The sequence below is a fragment of the Arthrobacter sp. THG-b23 genome (assembly GCF_059091265.1).
This window is the reverse complement of sequence record NZ_JBNHGM010000013.1, coordinates 1-17640: the sequence shown is the minus strand read 5'-3', so window position 1 is coordinate 17640 and position 17640 is coordinate 1. Positions and strand designations below refer to the sequence as shown.

Here is a 17640-nt window from a genome sequence, read left to right as displayed (position 1 = left end):
CTCGAGGCAACCGGCTCAGGCGCTGCGGCGCACCGCCGAGTCGGCCAGCCGGCCCAGTGCCTGGCGCACGCCGTCCGGTACCGGCAGGGCCGCCAGCGCTGCGTCGACCGCAGCGGTCCGGTCGGAAATCATCTGCTCGGCGGCAGCCAGGGCGCCGCTGCTGGTGATCAGGCCCCGCAGCTCTTCCACCGCCGCGTCGGAGAGCTCCGGTGAGCCCAGCCGGGTCTCCAGCAGGGTGCGTTCGGCCGGCGTGCAGTGGTTAAGCGTGTGTGCAATCAGCACGGTGCGCTTGCCCTCCCGCAGGTCGTCCCCGGCCGGCTTGCCGGTGGTGGCCGGATCACCGAACACGCCCAGCACATCGTCACGGATTTGGAAGGCCTCGCCCAAGGGCAGCGAGAATGCCTCGTAGGCCTCCAGCAGCCCGGCCGAAGCGCCCGCCAGCGCACCGCCCACGCTCAGGGGATGCACGGTGGAGTACTTGGCCGACTTGTAGCGCAGGATCTGCAGCGCGCGGTCCACGGCGGCTTCCGCCGGGCGGCCCGGTCCGGCCGCTTCCTCCAGCAAATCCAGATATTGCCCGGCCATGACCTCCGCGCGCATCCGGTTAAAAATTGCGCGGGCAGGCGTCCCCGACGCGGACTCCGCCCCGATCCCGGCAAAGACTTCTTCGCTGAGGGACAGGCACAGGTCGCCGGCCAGCAGGGCGGCGGCCTGCCCGTAGCGTTCGGCGTCCAGCGCCCAGCCGTTGAGCCGGTGCTGCTGTTCGAACCGCCGGTGCACGCTCGGGCTGCCCCGCCGGGTATCCGAGCGGTCGATGATGTCGTCGTGGATCAGTGCCGCGGCCTGGAAGAGTTCCAGCGCGACTCCCGCCTGAACGGACTGGCCGGCGAGCACAGACCCCCCCGCCCCGCGCCACCCCCAGTAAGCCAGCAGCGCCCGGAGGCGCTTGCCGCCCGCGGTGAGGTCGGTGATCGCCTCCACCAGCGGTGCCGCGTCCGGGGCCGCCTCCTGCAGCAGGTCCTTCTGCCCGGCCAGGAACTCCCGGAGCAATCCGGCCACGGCCTGCCGGAAGTCCTCCTGTTCGGCAGCGACCGTCGTCGTCAATGAGGGCTCCACGCCGTTACCTCCGGTCTGCCCGTGCGGGGCGGAATTCTTCAGGGCGGTACAGCATGCGGCGGAGCTCCTCGCGGTGGTACTGATGTCTCCAGCCCAGTCTAGACAATGTGGTGAGGCCGCCGGGCGGTGGCTGCCCCGGCGCGGCACGGCAGGCGACGGCCCGCCTACGATAGTGCTGTGACCTCCCCGGACCAGCAGAACTGCACCATTCTCCACGTGGACATGGACGCCTTTTTCGTCGGCGTGGAGTTGCTGGAGCGCCCGGAGCTGGTCGGGCAGCCGGTCATCGTGGGATCCGCCTCCGGCCGGGCGGTGGTGCTCTCGGCATCGTATGAGGCCCGCAAATACGGCGTCCGCTCGGCGATGCCGATGGCGCGGGCCCGCATGCTGTGTCCGCAGGCGCTCATCATTGAACCCAGCCACATCAAGTACCAGCAGGCCTCGGCCCGGATCATGGCGATCTTCCGGGAAATCACGCCGTACGTGGAACCTCTCAGCGTCGACGAAGCTTTCCTCGACGTGGCCGGTGCGCGCCGGCGGCTGGGCGAGCCGCTGGAGATCGGCGCGCTCATCCGCCGCAGGATCTCAGCCGAGCTGGGGCTGACGGCGACGGTAGGCATCGCCGCCACCAAGTTCGTGGCGAAAATAGCTTCCACGCATGCCAAGCCGGACGGACTGCTGCTCATACCCGAGGCCGAGACGGTCGACTTCCTGCATTCCCTGCCGGTAGGAGCCCTGTGGGGAGTCGGCGCCAAAACGCAAGAGGTCCTGGCCCGCCTCGGCATCCGTACCGTAGCCGATGTGGCACAGACTCCGCCCGCCGCGCTGCACCGCGTCCTGGGAGCCACCGGCGACCACGTCCATCGGCTGGCCTGGGGCATCGACGACCGGACGGTCACCCCGGAACGGGTGGAGAAGAGCATCGGTGCCGAAGAAACCTTTGAAAAGGACGTCGACGACGACGAGCTGCTGGAGCGCGAACTCCTGCGGCTGGCCTATCGGACGGCCGCCAGGCTCCGCGCCGGGAACATGCGCGCCGGGACCATAGCGCTGAAACTTCGGTATTCCGACTTCACCACCCTGAACCGGTCACGGAAGCTGCCGGCGCCATCGAACAGCGCCCAGCAGTTGCAGGCCGCAGCGGCGGGGCTTCTGGCGGCCATCGGCGAGCGTCCGCAGGCGGTCCGGCTCATCGGATTGCGGGCGGAGCAGTTGGAGGACGCCGGCCGGGGCGGCCAGCAGTTGAGCTTCGACGGCCACGAGGATACTTGGCACAGTGCCGAACAAGCCTTGGACGAAGTAAACCGGAAGTTCGGCGGCGCGGGAATCGTGCCTGCCTCGCTGCTCAAGTCCGGGCCGCGCAAGCCGACGGAGCAGGGCCCGGAATCCGGCCGCCGGCCGCGGCGGGGCCGGGGCGCTTGAAATCGCTGAGGATGGGATCACAGTTGGGTCGTCGTAGCTTTTGATTGCAGGCTTTGCGCTCTATTCTTAGTAGCAGAGGTCAATTCGGTTCCGGTTGGTTTCAGGAACTCTTGTCCCGTGGAGTTCGTTGTACGCTATGCACCCCTGGGGGACTGGAACAAAGGAGGCTCAGATGCCACTCTCAGAGCATGAACAGCGGCTGCTGGAACAACTGGAGCAGCAGTTGCATGCTGATGACCCGAAGTTTGCCAGCCACATGGAATCGGCCAGCGGCCGATCGTTGTCGACGCGCCACATCGTCGTGGGCTCACTCGTCGCGATTGCCGGAATCCTGGTCCTGCTCACCGGCATCCTCAGCCAGATCATCGCCGTCGGAGTCTTGGGTTTCATCATCATGGGTGCCGGCGTTTACTGGGCCACCACGCGCCGGGCCGGGGCAGGGTCGCCGCGGTCAACCGGCAACAAGCAGACTTCCTCGTCGAAGGGCGGCTTCATGGCGAGCCTCGAGGAGCGGTGGGACGAACGGCACCACGGCGAAGACCGCTGACACCAGACCCGGCCACCGGTAGCTGCCGCTGAGGCTCCTCCACTTTGCCCCACCCGGCCGTTAACGGCCGGACAGCACGAAGGCAAGACCCGTCAAACGTCGGGTCTTTTCGTGTTTAAACGGCCCGTTAAGCGCCGATCCGCTCCATTCCGCCCCACCACGGCCGGTGCGGCCGGCCTGGACCGGACCCTCCGGGATCTCCTGCTGCGTGGGGGCTCAAAACCCTCCACTTCCCTCCCACTTCGCTCCACCCGCCTACTTCCGCGGTCTCATGCGGATGGCACCGAACATTTCCAGCTACAAAAGGGGCCGGAAGTAGTTGACTGTGGCGTGATGTGGAGTAAAGTGGAGGACATAAGAGGGTAGTGGTGACGCAGGGGGCGACGGTCTCCTCTAATCGGCAGGGCGGTGGCGATGTTCCTCGGGACACATTCGCCGCGGCTGGACGAGAAGGGGCGCCTGATACTTCCCGCAAAGTTCCGCGAGGAGCTTGCCGATGGACTCGTCCTGACGAGGGGCCAGGAGCGTTGCATCTACGTCTTCAGCCAGAAGGAATTCGAACGGGTTCACGAGGAGATGCGGAAGGCTCCGATATCTTCCCGCCACGCCCGCGACTACATTCGGGTCTTTCTGTCCGGAGCCTCTGACGAAGTACCGGACAAGCAGGGCCGGGTCACCATCCCGCCGGCACTGCGAACCTATGCAGGGCTCGACAGGGAGTTGGCGGTCATCGGCGCGGGAACCCGCGCGGAGATCTGGGATGCCCGGGCCTGGGACGACTACCTCCAGGAGCAGGAAACCGCCTTCTCCGAAACAGACGAAGACGTACTGCCCGGAGTCTTTTGACCCCGGGACGACAAAACACCACACCCGGCACGGACGTTCTTGGATGAGATCTCCAGCCGCCCGGCAGGTCCAACCTGGCTCACCTTCCCCGGAGCCAGGCGGGACAGGCCAGGCGCGGATGGGGATCTGGTTCAAGGACCTTCGGCATTAAGAGACAGCGACCAACCGGTCCCATGTACCGGCAGGAAAGAAGGCTTCAGGATGGACAGCGAGCGGCCGGCAGGGGAGCGCCACATTCCGGTGCTCCGCGACCGCTGCATCAACCTGCTCGCCCCGGCCATCGAACGCGCGGTGGCGGAACGGGGCCGCGCCGTCGTCGTCGATGCGACGCTCGGCATGGGCGGACATTCGGAGGCCATGCTGCAGCGCTTTCCGCAGTTGCACCTGATCGGGATCGACCGGGACGAACAGGCGCTGGCGCTGGCCGGAGAACGGCTCCGGCCTTTCGCCGGGCGCACCGATCTGGTTCACGCCGTTTACGACGAGATCGCCGACGCGGTCGATGACCTCGGTGTCGGCCAGATCGACGGCGCACTGTTCGACCTGGGCGTCTCCTCGCTCCAGCTGGACGAGCGGGACCGCGGTTTCGCCTATTCCTACGACGCACCCCTAGACATGCGGATGGACACCAGCCGGGGGATGACTGCCGCTGACATCGTCAACACGTATGCCGAGGCGGACCTGGTGCGCATCATCCGGCGCTGGGGCGAAGAAAAGTTTGCCGGACGCATCGCGTCCAGCATTGTGGCAGCCCGCGATGAAGCCCCGCTGACCACCACCGGCCAACTCGTGGACGCTATCCGCAAGGTCGTGCCGGCTGCCGCGGCGCGGACCGGCGGCCATCCGGCGAAACGCACCTTCCAGGCGCTGCGCATCGAAGTCAACGAGGAACTGGACGTGCTTGAGCGGGCCCTGCCCGCCGCCATCGACGTGCTGGCCCTCGGGGGCCGGATCGTCGTCATGTCTTACCACTCGCTGGAGGACAAGATCACCAAGGCCGTCTTCGGCCAGCTCTCGAAGTCGTCCGCGCCCCGCGGCTTCCCCGTGGAACTGGAAGAACACAAGCCGCAGCTGAAGACCCTGACCAAGGGCACGGAAGTGCCTACGGCGGCAGAGATTGAAGAGAACCCGCGGGCCGCGTCGGCCAAACTGCGGGCCGTAGAACGGATCCGGAACAGGAGCGCAAAATGAGTGCCAGTGCCCACGCGGCCCGTCCCGACCAGCATCAGTACGTGCACGGCAGCGCTGCGCCGGCCCGAGGTCCCGCAACCGCGCCCCGGCAGGCGCCCCGCCGTACCCCGCTCTCCGTTGTACCCAACGGCCCGACACGCAAGCGGGTGCCGTTCGCCCTGTTCTGTTTCACCGTCCTGGTGCTCGCCCTCGGCAGCGTACTGATGCTGAACATCTCGGTCTCCAGCGGACAGTACAAGCTGGTGGAGCTGCGCAACGAGCAGGTGTCCCTGGCCCAGGCGAACGAAAAACTGACACAGCAACTCGAAAACAACCAGGCTCCCCAGAATCTGGCCGCCAAGGCGGCAGAATTGGGAATGGTAACGTCCCCGTCGGTGGGGTCCATCAACCTGGAGAGCCTTAAGGTCGCCGGGAAGCCAAAGGCGGCGGAAGCAGGCGCGGCGCCGGAGCTGCTGGTGGCCCAGCCCGAAAAACCGGGACACCAGCCGCCCGCCAATGATGGGGCCGGGAAGAAGGGCGGCGCCCCTGCCGCGGCGGAGGAAACGGCGAAATCTGCTGCCGCTGCCGAAGCCGCTGCAGAAGGGGACCCGGCACGGAAACCAGACGAGAAGCAGCTTAACGGCGGCAGCATCCCGGCGCCGAAGCAACAGACAGGCCAGTAACCGCCCGGCAACGCAAACGAGGTACGTGTGGCAGCACCAACAGCCGACCGGCAGCACCCCAACCGCACGGCGAGGGCCACACGGAGGCTCCGGGCCGGGCTGGCGATCGTGCTGGTCCTGCTGGTCATCCTCGGGGCCCGTTTGTTCCAGCTGCAGGGACTCGACACGGCCGGCATGGCCCAGGCTGCAGTCGACAAGCGGCTGCGCACCGTCGATCTGCCGGCGCTGCGCGGCGAGATCCTGGATGCCAACAACAACGTGCTCGCCCGCAGCGTGCAGCGGTTCGACGTGGTGGTGGACCAGCGGCTGGTCGAGGACTACACCAGGTTCGACCCGATCAGCCAGAAGTCCGAGGACGTCAAAATCGCCGACGCCATCGCCGAGCTGGCGGGCATCCTGGGCCAGGACGTGGAGACCGTCACCGAAGCGGTGACCGGCGACAAGCCCTTTCATTACGTGGCCAAATCGGTCACCCCGGAAGTGCAGCAGAAGATCGAGGACCTGGCCTTCCCCGGGCTGTCCGCACGTGCGACCACCATCCGCAACTACCCGGCAGGGGCGGTGGCCGGCTCCGTGGTCGGGTTCATGCGGTCGGACGGTGTGCCGCTCGAAGGCATCGAGGCCTCGCAAAACGACGTTCTCTCCGGGACGCCGGGCTCGAGGACCTATGAAATCGGCGCCGACGGCATCCGCATTCCGGTCGGGACCAACGAAGAAGTCCCGGCCGTGGACGGCCAAAGCGTGCGCCTGACCCTGGATACCGATATCCAGTGGTACGCCCAGGAAGTCATCGCCGAGACCGTGCAGGATTATGGCGCCGACTACGGCACCGTCGTCGTCCTCAATGCCAAGACCGGCGACCTGATAGCGCTGGCGGACTCCACGACCGTGGACCCCAACGACCCGGGCGCCACTCCCGACAGCGAACGGCAGTCGATGGCGGTGACCCGTGCCTTCGAGCCCGGGTCGACCACCAAGATGATCACCATGGCGGCCGCGATCGAAGAGGGCATCACGACCCCGGCTTCGCGGTACACCATCCCGCCCAAGTACACGGTCAACGGCCAGACCTTCCAGGATGCGACCCCGCACGGCACCCTGACGCGGACGACGGCCGGAATCTTCGCCCAGTCGCTGAATACCGGCACCACCATGATCGGGCAGCAGCTGACGCGCCAGCAGCGCTACGACTACCTGCGGAGGTTCGGCATCGGCCAGCGCTTCGACATCGGCATCAACGGGGCGACCGCCGGCCTGCTGGCCGAGCCCGGGACGTGGGACGGGCGGCAGGAGTTCACCGTCCTGTTCGGCCAGGGCCTCGCACAGACAGCCCTCCACACCGCCGTTGCCTTCGGGACCATCGCCAACAACGGCGTGCTGATGCAGCCGCGGCTCATCGACGCCTATATCGATCCGAACGGCACCGAGCACGAGGTGCCGGTCGAGAAGGGCAGCCGGGCGGTGTCCAAGAAGACCGCCAACCTGGTGCAGGACATGCTGGAAACCAACTCGAAGTACCACAGCGGCAAGCCCGGTAACATTAAGGAGTATCGGATCGGGGTCAAGACCGGTACAGCCGAAGCACCGGCCGCCGACGGGGGATTCAGCGGCTACACCATTTCGATGGCCGGCATCGCCCCGATGGAGGATCCGCAGTTCGTCGTCGTGGCGACCATCCAGCGGCCGCAGGGCGGGGTGCTGACGCTGTCTGCCGGACCGACGTTCAAGAAGGTCATGACGCAGGTCCTCAACGCCTACGACGTGCCGCCATCCACCAGCAAACGGGTCGACCTGCCGCTGGAATGAACCAACCTGGAGAATATGTGAGTTCCACTGCCGAGCAGCCCCACCGGTCCGCCTCGCCCTTGCGGCCCCAAACGGTCAGGCCGGTCCGGTTGGCGGCGCTGAGCAGCATGCTGCAGCACCGCGGGCTCCCCGTACCGGTCGGGGGCCCGGCGACGGAGGACCTGGTCTTTACCGGCATCACCATAGATTCGCGTTCCGTCGAGCCGGGGGACCTGTACATCGGCCTGCCCGGAGCCCGCCGGCACGGCGCCGACTTCGCCGCCCAGGCCGAAGCGGCGGGAGCGGCGGCCATCTTGACCGACGACGACGGCGCCCGGCGCGCAGCCGGCTGCGCCCCCGGGCTGCCGGTGCTGCGGTCCGGGGACCTGCGCGCCCTCGTGGGCCCGCTGGCGGCCGCCGTCTACGGCAGCCAGCCGGAGGGCGGCCGGGCGCCGGCGCTCTTTGGCGTCACCGGAACCAACGGCAAGACCACCACCACGTACTTCATCAAGTCCCTCCTGGAGGCGCTGGGCCTGCGCACCGGGCTGATCGGAACCATCGAGATCACGGCCGGTTCCGAACCGATTCCCAGCGCCCTGACCACGCCGGAATCTCCCGAGGTGCACGGGTTGCTGGCCCTGATGCGCGAACGGGGGCTGGACGCGGCGGCCATGGAGGTCTCCTCGCATGCCATTTCCTTCCGGCGCGTCGATGCCGTCCGGTTCGACGTGGCCGGTTTCACCAACCTCACCCAGGACCATCTGGACCTGCACGGCAGCATGGACGAGTACTTCGAGACCAAGGCCCGCCTGTTCAGTCCGGAACGGTCCGGCCGGGCGGTCGTCTGCGTCGACGATGACTGGGGCCGTCGACTCGCCGGCCACGCGCAGGCCGCCGGGGTCCCGGTGGCCACCGTGGCCACGCAGGGCGGCAGCGCCGACTGGTCCGTCCGCAACCCCGTCCGTGAAGGCCTGGGGCACCGGTTTGAACTGCACGGGCCCGGCGGCGTGCTGCTGCGGCTGCACACCGGCCTGCCCGGCTCGTTCAACATCTCCAACGCCGCGCTGGCGGTGGCGATGGTGGCGGCCTCCGGAACCTCTCCGGCCAGGCTCCAGCAGGCACTGGACGCGGCGGATCCGCTGACCGTCGAGGTTCCCGGCCGGATGCAGGTGCTCAGCGAGAACCCGGCAGCGATTGTCGACTTCGCGCACAATCCCGACGCGCTCCAGAGAACCCTGGCCTCGGTGCGCCGTCCCGAACCCGGGGCCCGCGTGATCGTTGTGTTCGGGGCGACGGGAGAACGCGACCAAACCAAGCGCCCGCTGATGGGTGCCATCGCCGTCCGGCTCGCCGACGTCGTCATTGTCAGCGATGACGACCCGCACGGCGAGGATGCGGCCCGCATCCGCGCCGATGTGCTGGCCGGCGCCCGCGCCGCGGCCGAACAGGAGCAACTGCCGGCCGAGATTCTCGAAGTCTTCCCCCGTGCGGAGGCCATCGAGCGCGCCGTGGCCCTGGCCACGCCCCGGGACACGGTCCTCGTCGCGGGCCGCGGCCACGAGGTCTGGCAGGAGGTCAACGGGGAGAACCTGGCCCTCGACGACCGGGAGGAACTGCGCGGGGCCCTGCACCGGCACGGATTCGAAGTGCTCTCCCCGGACGCGGTAGAGTCCTAGATCGTCATGATTGAACTAACTGCAGCCGATATAGCGGCGATTACCGGCGGACGGATCGTTGGGGAGCCCGTCGGTGCCACCGGGGAGACCGCCGGCATCACCGTGAGTTCCGCCACCACAGACTCCCGCGAGATTGAACCCGGCGGCCTTTTCGTGGCCAAGCCGGGCGAGACGGCAGACGGGCACTTCTTCGTCCCTGCGGCGTTTGAAGCCGGTGCCGTGCTGGCGCTGACCGAACGCGAGGTCTCCGACGCCGCCGGCCGCCTCCTGCCGCAGATCGTTGTGGCGGACGCCGTGCTGGCCATGGGCGCCGTGGCCGCGGCCATCGTGGCGCGGCTGCGCGCCGCCTCGGGGCTCGAGGTTGTGGGCATCACCGGCAGCGCCGGCAAGACCACGACCAAGGACCTGCTGGCGGGCATCCTGCGCCGGGTGGCGCCCACCGTGGCCCCGATCGGCTCGTACAACGGCGAGGTCGGCGTCCCGCTGACCGTGTTCGCCGCGGACTTCGACACCCGCTACCTGGTGGTGGAGATGGGTGCCACCGGCATCGGCCACATCCGGTACCTGACGGACATGGTCAACCCGGGCGTCGGCGTGGTGCTCGGCGTCGGCAGCGCCCACGCGGGGGAATTCGGCGGCGTGGAGAACATAGCCATCGCCAAGGGCGAGCTTGCCGAGGCAGTGCCACCCGGCGGTACCGTCGTGCTCAACGCAGACGATCCCCGCGTCCAGGCCATGGCCGCCCGCACCCGGGCCGGCATTCTGTACTTCAGCGCCGACGACGACTTCACCCTGCCCGACGGGAGCGCGGCACAGTTGCTGCGGGCACTCGGCGCCGGCGTCAACGACGCCGGGCACCCCGAATTCACGCTTCGCTTCCCGGACGGCTCCGAGCACCGGGTGACCTCCGGGCTGATCGGCGTCCACCACGTGACCAACCTGCTGGCCGCCGCCGGCGCCGCCTGGGCGCTGGGCGTGCCGGCGGAAACCATCGCCGCGGGCCTGAACGGGGCCGGCCCCGCCAGCCGCTGGCGGATGGAGCGCACCGAGCGTGCGGACGGCGTCACGGTGATCAACGATGCCTACAACGCCAACCCGGAATCCATGCGCGCAGCGCTGCGCACGCTGGCCGAACTCGGCCGCGGCCGCCGTACCTGGGCGGTGCTGGGCGAAATGCTGGAACTGGGCGAAGACTCCGTGCATGAGCACGACGCGATCGGGCGGATAGTGGTCCGGCTGAACATCTCGCACCTGATCGTGGTGGGAGAGGGGGCCAAGGCCATGCACAACGCCGCCGTCTTGGAAGGCTCCTGGGGCGACGAATCGCTCTGGGTACGCACGCCCGAGGAGGCCCGCCGGGTGCTCGAGGAGAAGCTGGAACCGGGCGATCTGGTGCTGTTCAAGTCCTCCAACGGAGCCGGGCTGCGGTTCCTGGGCGACCGGGTAGCATTGGCGAATCCGTCGGCGGATGGCCCCGCGGCGGCTGCCCCGTGCGGAAGCGAATCCCAAGAGGAAGGCCAGGCGCAGTGATAGCCCTGCTGATCGGTTCTGCCCTGGCGCTGGTCCTGTCCCTGCTCGGTACGCCCTTGTTCATCAAGCTGTTGGTGAGGAGGGGCTACGGCCAGTTCATCCGCGACGACGGCCCGACGGCGCACCACACCAAGCGCGGAACGCCCACCATGGGCGGCGTGGTCATCGTGGCCTCGGTGATGCTCTCCTACTTTGCCACGCACCTGATGATGTGGCTGATGAACGGGGACGCGCACCCCGGGCCCACCGTCTCCGCAGCCGTGCTCATGCTGCTGATGGCCGGCATGGGGCTGGTGGGTTTCCTGGACGACTTCATCAAGATCTCCAAGCAGCGCAGCCTCGGGCTGCGGGCCTGGGCCAAGATCGTGCTGCAGGGCATCGTCGGCATTCTCTTTGCCGTCCTGGCCCTGAACTTCCCGGACAACATGGGCCGCACCCCGGCGTCGATGAACATCTCCTTCGCCCGTGACATCCCGTGGCTGGACCTCGCCTTCGGCGGCACCGTGCTCGGCACTATCCTGTTCATCATCTGGTCGAACATCATCGTCACCGCAGCTACCAACGGCGTGAACCTGACCGACGGGCTGGACGGGCTCGCGGCGGGTGCGTCGGTGATGGTGTGCGGCGCCTACATGCTGATGGGCATCTGGCAGTTCAACCAGAGCTGCGGCTCGGTCAAGGTGCCCGGGGAGGTCTGCTACGAGGTACGCGACCCGCTGGACCTGGCTCTGCTGGCAGGAACCATGGCCGGCGCGCTGATCGGGTTCCTGTGGTGGAACACCGCGCCCGCCAAGATCTTCATGGGCGACACCGGGTCGCTGGCGATCGGCGGCGCCATCGCCGGGTTCGCCATCCTGTCCCGCAGCCAGCTGCTGCTGGTGGTCATGGCGGGCCTGTTCGTGATCATCTCGCTCTCCGTGATCATCCAGGTGGTCTACTTCAAGGCCAGCGGCGGCAAACGCGTCTTCAAGATGGCACCGCTGCAGCACCACTTCGAGCTCAAGGGCTGGGCCGAAGTCACCGTGGTCGTGCGCTTCTGGATCATCGCCGGGCTGTGCGTGGCGGCCGCGCTGGGCATCTTCTACGCCGAATGGGTCCTGGGCTCATGAGCCGGCTCGATTCACTCACCTCCTGGGACGCGGACTGGTCCGGGCTGCGCGTGGTGGTCGCCGGCATCGGGCTGTCGGGATTCTCCGCCGCCGACACACTGATCGAACTGGGCGCCGCCGTCGTCGTCGTCGACGGCAGCGACACGGAGGAAAACCGGGCCAAGGCAGACACGTTGAAGATTGTCGGGGCCCGGCAGGTCCTCCTCGGCGAAGACCACGCCCGCGCACTGCCCGACGTCGGCGGGGAGCCGGCCGAGCTGGTGGTCGCCTCGCCGGGCTGGCAGCCGCGGTCCCCGCTGCTGGCGGCCGCCGCTGACGCAGGGATTCCGATCTGGGGTGACGTCGAACTCGCCTGGCGGGTCCGCGAACGCGCCGGCCGGCGCACTGCCGAATGGCTGGCCATCACCGGTACTAACGGTAAGACCACGACGGTGGGGATGGCCGAATCCATGCTGCAGGCGGCCGGGCTGCGCGCCATCGCGGCGGGCAACGTCGGCACGCCGATCCTCGACGCAGTGCGTGATCCCATCGGCTACGACGTCATCGCCGTCGAGCTTTCCAGCTTCCAGCTGCACTGGACCCACACGATGTCCCCGCTGGCCTCCGTGGTGCTCAACGTGGCCGAAGACCACGTGGACTGGCACGGAACCTATGAGGCGTACCTGGCCGACAAGGCCAGGATTTATGAGCGGACCAGGATCGCGTGCATCTACAACGCCGAGCAGCGCGAGACCGAGGAGATGGTCGAAGAGGCCGACGTCGTCGAAGGCTGCCGGGCGATCGGCTTCACCACCGGAATGCCCTCGGTCAGCATGGTCGGCGTCGTGGAGAACCTGCTGGTGGACCGGGCCTACATCGAAGAACGCCGGGACTCCGCGGCCGAGCTGGCCGGCCTCAGCGACCTGGGTGAACCGGCGCCCCGGCACCAGGTGGCCAACGCCCTGGCCGCCGCCGCCCTGGTCCGGGCCTATGGCGTGGAACCGGCCGCGGTCCGCGAAGGACTGCGGCGGTTCGATCCGGGGGCACACCGGATCCAGAAGGTGCTGGAGCGCGCCGGAGTGCTGTGGGTCAACGACTCCAAGGCGACGAACCCGCATGCGGCTTCGGCCTCGCTGGCGTCTTTTTCCCAGGTCGTGTGGATCGCCGGGGGACTGTCCAAGGGCGTCAACTACGACGAGCTGATCGCCGACCACGCGCGCAGGCTGAAGGCGGTCGTGCTGATCGGCAGGGACAATACCGCCCTCCTGGCCTCCTTGCAGCGACACGCACCGGATGTCCCCGTCGTCCACGCGTCCCCGGGGGACACTGGAGGCAGGCCGCCGACGACGGGGAACGCCGACGGCGCAACCGTGATGGCGGCGGCCGTGGAAGCAGCAGCCGGCATCGCCGCCGACGGGGACACCGTGCTGATGGCCCCGGCAGCCGCGTCGATGGACCGGTTCACGTCCTACGCTCACCGCGGCAACGCGTTCATGGAAGCCGTCCGCCGGTACGGAGAGGGACAGGCACCGTCGACTAAGGAGCAGTAATGGCCACCACCCGCAGCGGAAGCCGGACACCGGCCTCCGCCGCTGCCCGCGGACACGCCGCTCCCGGGACGGAGGCCGCCCCCGCCGGCCGCCTGCGCGAGCTCCGCCAGCGCGGCACCGACCTGTTGGACCGCATCCAGGGCACCGGAACGCAGTCCAGCGGGGCCAGCTACTACCTGATCCTCGGCTCCGCCCTCGCCCTGACCGCCATCGGCCTGCTGATGGTGCTCTCGTCGTCGGCGGTGGAATCCATCGCCGATGAAACCTCGCCGTTCAGCCTGTTCATGAGGCAGGCCCTGTTCGCTGGCCTGGGCGTCACGGCGATGCTGGTCCTCTCGCGCTGGAAGGTCTCCACCTATCGAAAGCTGGCCTGGCCTGCCCTGGCGGTGTCGGTGCTCCTGCTGCTGTTGGTCTTCACCCCGCTGGGCGAGTCGGTCGGCGGCAACCGCAACTGGATCCACCTTCCCGGCAATGTTTCCCTGCAGCCCTCGGAAGTCGCCAAGCTGGGGATGTCCCTGTGGATGGCGACGGTGCTGGCGGCCAAGGAACGGCTGCTGGGCCAATGGAAGCACCTGCTCATCCCGGTGGTGTTCCCCGGTGCGCTCCTGGTGGTCGGCCCGGTGCTGCTGGGCAACGACCTGGGCACCGCGATGATCCTGATGCTCATCATCGCCGGCGGGCTGTTTTTCGCCGGCGCCCCGTTGAAGCTGTTCGGCCTGGCCGGACTCGGAGCCGGCGCGCTGGTGTTGCTGCTCGTGGTGGTCAGCCCCAACCGCATGGGCCGCATCCTCATGTGGACCGACCAGAGCTGTGAGGCGACGACGGGGCTGAACATGCAGTCCTGCAACGGGCTCTTCGCGCTGGCCTCCGGCGGCTGGTGGGGTGTGGGACTGGGCCAGAGCCGGCAAAAATACAACTGGATTCCGGAGGCCCACAACGACTACATCTTCGCCATCATCGGCGAAGAGCTCGGCCTGCTCGGCACCACCGTGATCCTGGCCCTGTTTGGTGTCCTGGCCATCGCGCTGGTCCGCACCGTGATGCGCCAGGAATCCCTTTTCGTACGGGTCCTCGCCGGTTCCATCATGGTCTGGATCATCGGCCAGGCGTTCGTGAACATCGCGGTGGTCACCGGCCTGCTTCCGGTGATCGGCGTGCCGCTGCCGTTCATCTCCTACGGCGGTTCCGCCCTGACGGTGACCCTGGCCGCCGTCGGTGTACTCTTGTCCTTTGCCCGGACCGATGTGCCTGGCCGGAAGGAGTCCGGGGGACTCCTTGCCCGGCTGCGCCAGCAAGCGCCGGCCGGGAACCGCTGACCCCACCCCAGACCACCAGCAGTCGAGCAGAAGGTATTCCAGCTACACCATGAACACTTTTGAGCCCTCTGTTGTCCTGGCCGGCGGCGGCACCGCCGGGCACGTCAGCCCGCTGCTGGCCATCGCCGGCGCCGTCGTCCAGGCCGCCCCCACGGCCCGCATCCTCGCGGTGGGCACCGCCGTCGGCATGGAGACCCGGCTGGTCCCCGCGGCCGGCTACCGGCTCGCCACGATCGGACGGGTGCCGCTGCCGCGCCGCCCGTCCCTCGACCTGCTGAAGCTGCCGTTCAAGTTCGCTGCGGCAGTGCGCCAGGCCGCGGGCATCCTCGACGGCGCGCGGGCCGACGTCGTGGTGGGCGTGGGCGGGTATGTGAGCACTCCGGTCTACATCGCCGCCAGGCTGCGCCGGGTGCCGATCGTGATCCACGAAGCCAACGCCCGCCCGGGGCTGGCCAACCGCGTCGGGGCGCGGCTCACCCGGTGGGTCGCGGTCGCGTTCAAGGACACGCAGCTGCCCGGCGCCCGCTGGGTCGGCATGCCCATGCGGCCCGAGATCTCCACCCTGGACCGGGAAGCCTCGCGCGAAGCCGCGCGCCGCCGGCTGGGGCTGGCGCCGGACCAACCTACCCTCATTGTCACCGGCGGCTCCTCGGGCGCGCTGAGCATCAACCGCACCATCGGTGCTTCGCTGCCGGAGCTTGCCGCGGCAGGCATCCAGGTGCTGCAAATCACCGGGCGGAACAAGGCTCTGCGGGACGCCGACGGGCAACTGCTCGCCGCCCCCGGCTACCACCAGGTGGAATTCGTGGACAGCATGCAGGATGTCTACGCGGCGGCGGACCTCCTGCTGGCCCGCGCCGGCGCGGCCACGGTGTGCGAGATAGCCGCCGTGGGGTTGCCGTCCGTGCTGGTGCCGCTGCCGCACGGCAACGGCGAACAGGCCCTGAACGCGGCCTCCCTCGTGGCGGCCGGCGGGGCCGCGCTGGTCCGCGACGGCGAATTCACAACCCGCTGGGTCACGGACGAACTCATTCCGTTGCTGAAAAACCCGGAGCGGCTGCAGCAGATGTCCGCGGCGGCACACGCCCTGGGAATCCGCGACGCTGACATCCGAATGGCACAATTGGTGCTCGAGGCAGCAGGGAGGAACACAGATGAAAGCCGCTGATTTCCACACCACGGCCCGGCTGCCGTTCGGCGACCTCGGCGCCGTGCACTTCATTGGGTTGGGCGGCGCCGGAATGTCCGCCATCGCCCGGATCCTGCTGGCCCGCGGCGTGCCGGTATCCGGTTCGGACGCGAACGACTCAGCGGTGCTGCGCCAACTGGAGGCGCTCGGTGCGCGCGTCTTCGTCGGCCACGAGGCGGCCCATGTCGCGGGCGCGGACACGGTGGTGGTCTCCACGGCCATCCGGCCGGAGAACCCCGAACTGCAGGCCGCCGCCGCCGCCGGCCTGAACATCGTGCACCGCTCGGTGGCGCTGGCCGCCGCGATGGAGGGGAAGCGGCTGATCGCCGTCGGCGGCACCCACGGCAAGACCACCACCACGGCCATGGCGACCGTGATGCTGCAGGCAACCGGATGCGAACCTTCGTTCGCCATCGGCGGCGATGTGGCGGCGCTCGGCGTCAACGCCGCCCACGGGCAGGGCGACTTGTTTGTCGCCGAAGCCGACGAATCCGACGGCTCGTTCCTCAACTACCGGCCGCAGGTCATCGTGGTGACCAACGTGGAGGCCGACCATCTGGATTACTACGGGTCAGCCGAAGCCGTGTACGCCTCCTTCGACCGGTTCGCCGCACTGCTTCCGGCCGACGGCACCCTGGTGGCCTGCCTCGACGACGACGGCGCCCGCGCCTTGGCGGAGCGGGCGGCGGAGTCCGGCGCAGGAGGCCGTGTGCTGGGCTACGGCTACGCGGCCGACGCCCAGGTGCGCATCGTAGAAACTGAATTCGCCGGCTCGGGGAGTACCAGCAGGATCGAATACCCCGGCGGCAGTTGCACGCTGCGGCTGCAGGTCCCGGGCGAGCACAACATCCGCAATGCCGCCGCCGCCATCGCCGTCGCCATCACGCAGGACATCGATCCGGCCGCCGCAGCCGAGGGACTGGCCGGGTTCACCGGGGCGGCCAGGCGGTTCGAGGCCAAAGGCACGGCGGCAGGCGTACGCGTGTTCGACGACTACGCACACCATCCCACCGAGGTCCACGCAGCCCTCACGGCCGCGCGCAAGGTAGTCGGCGGGCATGCGGTGCATGTCCTGTTCCAGCCGCACCTGTTTTCCCGCACCCGGGAATTCGCGGCGGAATTCGCCCGGGCCCTGCAGTTGGCCGACTCGGCCGCCGTCCTGGATATCTATGCCTCCCGCGAAGATCCGATCCCGGGCGTGACCAGCGAACTGATCACCAGCCGGCTGGCTCCCGGCAGCTATGCACCGGATCCGGGGCGGGCGGTGCAGGACATCGTGGCCCGCTCCGAACCCGGGGATATCGTGCTGACCGTCGGCGCCGGAGACGTGACCCAATACGGGCCGGTTTTGGTCGAGGCCCTGGGGCAGGCCGCAGCGGCGGCGCGATGAGTCCGCGCAAGCCCCGCACTCCCGCTGCACGTCCCGCCGCCCCCCGGCAGCCGGAAGCCCCCCGCCGGCCGGAGGCCGCCGGGCAGCAGCCCAATCCGGCAGCGGCGAGCGACGCGGGCCGGGGTACAGACGCCGGCGGAAATCCGGGGGTGCGGATCAACACCGGCCGGGTGTCGGCCATGCCCGCCGCCGAGTCCGCGGAGTCCGCCACGGGAGCCAAGCCCGCGCCGGCCGCCAGGGGGTGAGCAATGCGGCGAACCGTCGACGCATTTTCGATGCGAAGTCCGAGTCTCGGACTAGCACACCGGCTTCCAGATTTCCATGTGCTGCGG

Annotated in this window: 14 protein-coding genes; 13 read left to right on the top strand and 1 reads right to left on the bottom strand. The window is 68.7% G+C overall.

Annotated elements, in window-relative coordinates; translation table 11 throughout:
• Positions 1-15: 15 nt before the first annotated feature.
• Positions 16-1116 (bottom strand): polyprenyl synthetase family protein, encoded by a 1101-nt coding sequence (locus AC5RVD_RS16580; protein ID WP_494127530.1) that lies wholly within the window; start codon positions 1114-1116, stop codon positions 16-18.
• A 177-nt stretch (positions 1117-1293) separates the two neighbouring features.
• On the opposite strand from AC5RVD_RS16580, the gene dinB reads away from it, so the two are divergent.
• The 13 genes from dinB (at position 1294) to murC (ending at position 17308) form a co-directional block, all read left to right on the top strand.
• Positions 1294-2538: a DNA polymerase IV gene (gene dinB, locus AC5RVD_RS16575; RefSeq protein ID WP_494127529.1), complete on the top strand. Its 1245-nt coding sequence runs from the start codon at positions 1294-1296 to the stop codon at positions 2536-2538.
• A gap of 172 nt (positions 2539-2710) precedes the next feature.
• Positions 2711-3085 (top strand): SCO2097 family morphological protein, encoded by a 375-nt coding sequence (locus AC5RVD_RS16570; RefSeq protein ID WP_494113518.1) that lies wholly within the window; start codon positions 2711-2713, stop codon positions 3083-3085.
• A 414-nt stretch (positions 3086-3499) separates the two neighbouring features.
• Positions 3500-3931: a division/cell wall cluster transcriptional repressor MraZ gene (mraZ, locus tag AC5RVD_RS16565; RefSeq protein ID WP_493987551.1), complete on the top strand. Its 432-nt coding sequence runs from the start codon at positions 3500-3502 to the stop codon at positions 3929-3931.
• A gap of 201 nt (positions 3932-4132) precedes the next feature.
• Positions 4133-5122 (top strand): 16S rRNA (cytosine(1402)-N(4))-methyltransferase RsmH, encoded by a 990-nt coding sequence (gene rsmH / locus AC5RVD_RS16560; protein ID WP_494127528.1) that lies wholly within the window; start codon positions 4133-4135, stop codon positions 5120-5122.
• Positions 5119-5784 carry a cell division protein FtsL gene (gene ftsL, locus AC5RVD_RS16555; RefSeq protein ID WP_494127527.1) on the top strand — a complete coding sequence of 222 codons (666 nt, stop codon included), beginning with the start codon at positions 5119-5121 and terminating at the stop codon, positions 5782-5784. The genes rsmH and ftsL overlap by 4 nt, the downstream gene beginning before the upstream one ends.
• Before the next feature lie 27 nt (positions 5785-5811).
• On the top strand, positions 5812-7590 hold the full coding sequence (locus tag AC5RVD_RS16550; RefSeq protein WP_494127526.1) for a peptidoglycan D,D-transpeptidase FtsI family protein: 1779 nt from the start codon (positions 5812-5814) through the stop codon (positions 7588-7590).
• Entirely contained in the window at positions 7587-9245 is a 1659-nt protein-coding gene (locus tag AC5RVD_RS16545) for a UDP-N-acetylmuramoyl-L-alanyl-D-glutamate--2,6-diaminopimelate ligase (protein WP_494127525.1), read from the top strand. Before AC5RVD_RS16550 ends, AC5RVD_RS16545 begins: the two co-directional genes overlap by 4 nt.
• Before the next feature lie 6 nt (positions 9246-9251).
• The gene (locus AC5RVD_RS16540) at positions 9252-10775 is read left to right on the top strand and encodes a UDP-N-acetylmuramoyl-tripeptide--D-alanyl-D-alanine ligase (protein WP_494127524.1); all 1524 of its coding nucleotides are present in this window, start codon (positions 9252-9254) and stop codon (positions 10773-10775) included.
• Complete coding sequence (gene mraY / locus AC5RVD_RS16535) at positions 10772-11884, top strand: phospho-N-acetylmuramoyl-pentapeptide-transferase (RefSeq protein ID WP_494113841.1); 1113 nt, start codon at positions 10772-10774, stop codon at positions 11882-11884. Before AC5RVD_RS16540 ends, mraY begins: the two co-directional genes overlap by 4 nt.
• Positions 11881-13413, top strand: a complete 1533-nt coding sequence (gene murD, locus AC5RVD_RS16530) for a UDP-N-acetylmuramoyl-L-alanine--D-glutamate ligase (protein WP_494127523.1) — start codon at positions 11881-11883, stop codon at positions 13411-13413. Before mraY ends, murD begins: the two co-directional genes overlap by 4 nt.
• Positions 13413-14729, top strand: coding sequence for a putative lipid II flippase FtsW (gene ftsW / locus AC5RVD_RS16525; RefSeq protein WP_494127522.1), 1317 nt, complete (start codon positions 13413-13415; stop codon positions 14727-14729). Before murD ends, ftsW begins: the two co-directional genes overlap by 1 nt.
• 49 nt (positions 14730-14778) lie before the next feature.
• Positions 14779-15897: an undecaprenyldiphospho-muramoylpentapeptide beta-N-acetylglucosaminyltransferase gene (murG, locus tag AC5RVD_RS16520; RefSeq protein ID WP_494127521.1), complete on the top strand. Its 1119-nt coding sequence runs from the start codon at positions 14779-14781 to the stop codon at positions 15895-15897.
• A complete protein-coding gene (gene murC / locus AC5RVD_RS16515; RefSeq protein ID WP_494127520.1) occupies positions 15884-17308 on the top strand; it encodes a UDP-N-acetylmuramate--L-alanine ligase in 1425 nt (474 codons plus the stop codon). Before murG ends, murC begins: the two co-directional genes overlap by 14 nt.
• The last annotated feature ends 332 nt before the right edge of the window (positions 17309-17640 follow it).